Annotated in this window: 4 protein-coding genes; all 4 read left to right on the top strand. The window is 32.2% G+C overall.

Annotation, left to right across the window (positions count from 1 at the left end; all coding sequences use genetic code 11):
* Window positions 1–241: lipopolysaccharide cholinephosphotransferase (locus VIL26_08955; GenBank protein ID HEY8391054.1), on the top strand; the 241-nt coding region annotated here is incomplete at its 5' end.
* Window positions 238–1,320: a glycosyltransferase family 4 protein gene (locus VIL26_08950; protein HEY8391053.1), complete on the top strand. Its 1,083-nt coding sequence runs from the start codon at window positions 238–240 to the stop codon at window positions 1,318–1,320. The genes VIL26_08955 and VIL26_08950, both read left to right, overlap by 4 nt.
* Before the next feature lie 24 nt (window positions 1,321–1,344).
* Window positions 1,345–2,421, top strand: a complete 1,077-nt coding sequence (locus tag VIL26_08945) for an EpsG family protein (protein ID HEY8391052.1) — start codon at window positions 1,345–1,347, stop codon at window positions 2,419–2,421.
* Window position 2,422: 1 nt separating this feature from the next.
* On the top strand, window positions 2,423–2,579 hold a 157-nt coding region (locus VIL26_08940; GenBank protein ID HEY8391051.1), incomplete at its 3' end, for a glycosyltransferase.

Below are 2,579 nucleotides of genomic sequence, written 5' to 3'. Positions count from 1 at the left end.
GAAAAAGCAAACAAACAGGGTTGGGCAATTGTTCGGAAAAGCAAAGTTCAAAAGAGCGATTTTCCCCAGGTATTATTTGGGAAAGCCCAGATACGTTCTTTTTGAAAATCATTATTTGCCCGCGCCTGAATATGTGGAAGATTACTTAACCCACGTATTCGGCGATTATATGAAGCTTCCCAGCCAGGAAGAAATAGAAAAATCCATACATTCTCAACAATGGAGTATAGATATTCAATGACTGTATTGCACATAGCCAGCATAACCAAAGACAAATCTAACGGCATTAATGTTGTGGCGCCCAAGCATGTTTTTTATCAATCAGAATATGCCAACACCGCTTTGCTTAATATTAGTAATTATCAATACCAAAATAGTAATATTAAGGTATTTAACGGCATAGAATTTAGCTCATTAGAATCGCCTTTTAATAAGCCTGATTTGGTTGTTTTTCACGGCTTGTATTATCCAAAATATATTAAGATATCAAAATATTTATCCAAAAACAACATACCTTATATAATATTTCCACATGGTTCGTTATCCAAAAAAGCGATCAAATCCGATTTTTTCAAGTTTATAAAAAAAGCGCTGGCGCATCTTTTAATATTCAACTCTTTTATCAAAAAAGCCAAAGCAATTCAATTTTTGTCCAAAGGCGAGCAAAAGCATTCTTATTTTTCTAAAAAAGGTATAATTATCCCCAATGGGATTGAACTACCTCAAGATTATTATAGACCTATAAAAAACAAGGAAGGAATTAATATTACCTTTATAGGCAGAAAAAACAAAATACATAAAGGTTTGGATTTGCTAATTAAGGCGGCAAATAAAGTCAAGAATGAATTGTTGCGGCACAAAGTGAAAATAAATATCTATGGTCCTAATCGCGGTAATGCGGATAATTATATTAATAATTATATAAAAAAACATGGCCTGGACACCATAGTTTTTAATCATGGACCAGTTTTTGGCCAGCAAAAAGAACAAGTATTACGAGAAACGGATATTTTTGTCCATACTTCAAGATGGGAAGGCTTGCCTACAGCCGTTATAGAGGCGATGTCCTATGGTATTCCCGTATTGGTAACCAGAGGAACAGGAATTTACGACGATGTCAAAAAATATCAATGCGGCTGGGCGGCGGAAACTAATGCCGTCAGCATAGCGGATAAATTATTATTACTTACAAAGCAAAAATCAAAAATAATCGAATACGGCAAAAAGGCCTACGAAGCAGTTATAGAATTATTTGCGTGGGAAAAAGTTGCAAAGGATTCAATCGCTTTATACCAAAGCCTTTTGAAAATTAACCACTAAACAAGACGCGCAAGGTTAAAACAGATGGTTGTCTATTATTCAGTATTAATAGGAACTTGGTCTTTATTATTTTTTGCAAATAAACCTTTATATGCAAAAAATGATTTAGCCGTTTCAAATAAAAAATCTTCCAATAAAATACTTATTGCTTTAGCTTTTTTAATTTTATGGTTATTATGCGGCCTTCGTTACGGTATAGGAACAGACTACTTTAGTTACAAGAACATATACGAAACTATCGTTAAGACCAAATCCAACTCCGTTAATATGGAGATAGGGTTTTATTTATTATGTAGATTTATCGGCTTTTTTAATGCCGATTATAAAGTGTTTTTCTTAATAACCAGTTTTTTATCGATTATCTTTGTGTATTTGCGCATAATATTGGATTCGCATTCCTCGGATTTAAGCATTATCGTTTATTTAAGCTCGTTTTCTTACTTTACAACTTTTAATATTGTCAGACAAAGCATCGCAATGGGAATTATATTTTTTGGGACAAGATATCTGGAGAAAAAACAACCCATAAAATATTTTATCTTTTTAGTTATAGCAATACTGTTTCATAAAACGGCTATTATCGGGCTTGCCTTTTATTATATTTACTATGTTAGATTTAACAATGTTATAAACTTACTTATTATTATAACCGCGCCGATAGCGTTGATAGCGCTAAAAGATCAATTTTTGAATTTATTAAAATTGATTTATCCCTCGTATGTCTCAAGGTTTGAGATAACTCCGGAATTTTCAGCTTTAAGAATATCTTTTGAGATGGTATTGCTTATTATATCTATTTATTATTTTAAATTTTTACGCAATTTGTCTGAAGGGAACGCGCTGGTAAACTGTCAGGCGATTATACTTGTGTTTAATATAATCAGTTTTTTAATTCCTTACGCTCACAGAATAATAATGTATTTTACTTTCTTACAAACTTTGCTCGTTCCGTCTATTTTAAAGAGCATCAAATTTAAGAGCGATAAAGTTATAATCGGAACTTTCTTTGTTATATATTATCTGTTGTATATTTATTATTCTATAAAAATCAACAACAGCGGAGAAATATTGCCATACAGATGGATTTTTGGAGTACAATAATATGCCCAAATTTAGCGTTATTGTTCCTGTTTATAATATAGAAAAATATTTGCCATCATGTATTGACAGCGTTTTAAGTCAATCTTTTTATGATTATGAATTAATACTAATCGATGACGGCTCGACCGACAGCTCCGGCCTAATCTGCGATAGTTACG

Source organism: Clostridia bacterium (assembly GCA_036562685.1).
Classification (GTDB): domain Bacteria; phylum Bacillota; class Clostridia; order Christensenellales; family DUVY01; genus DUVY01.
This window is presented reverse-complemented; position numbering and strand designations above follow the sequence as displayed.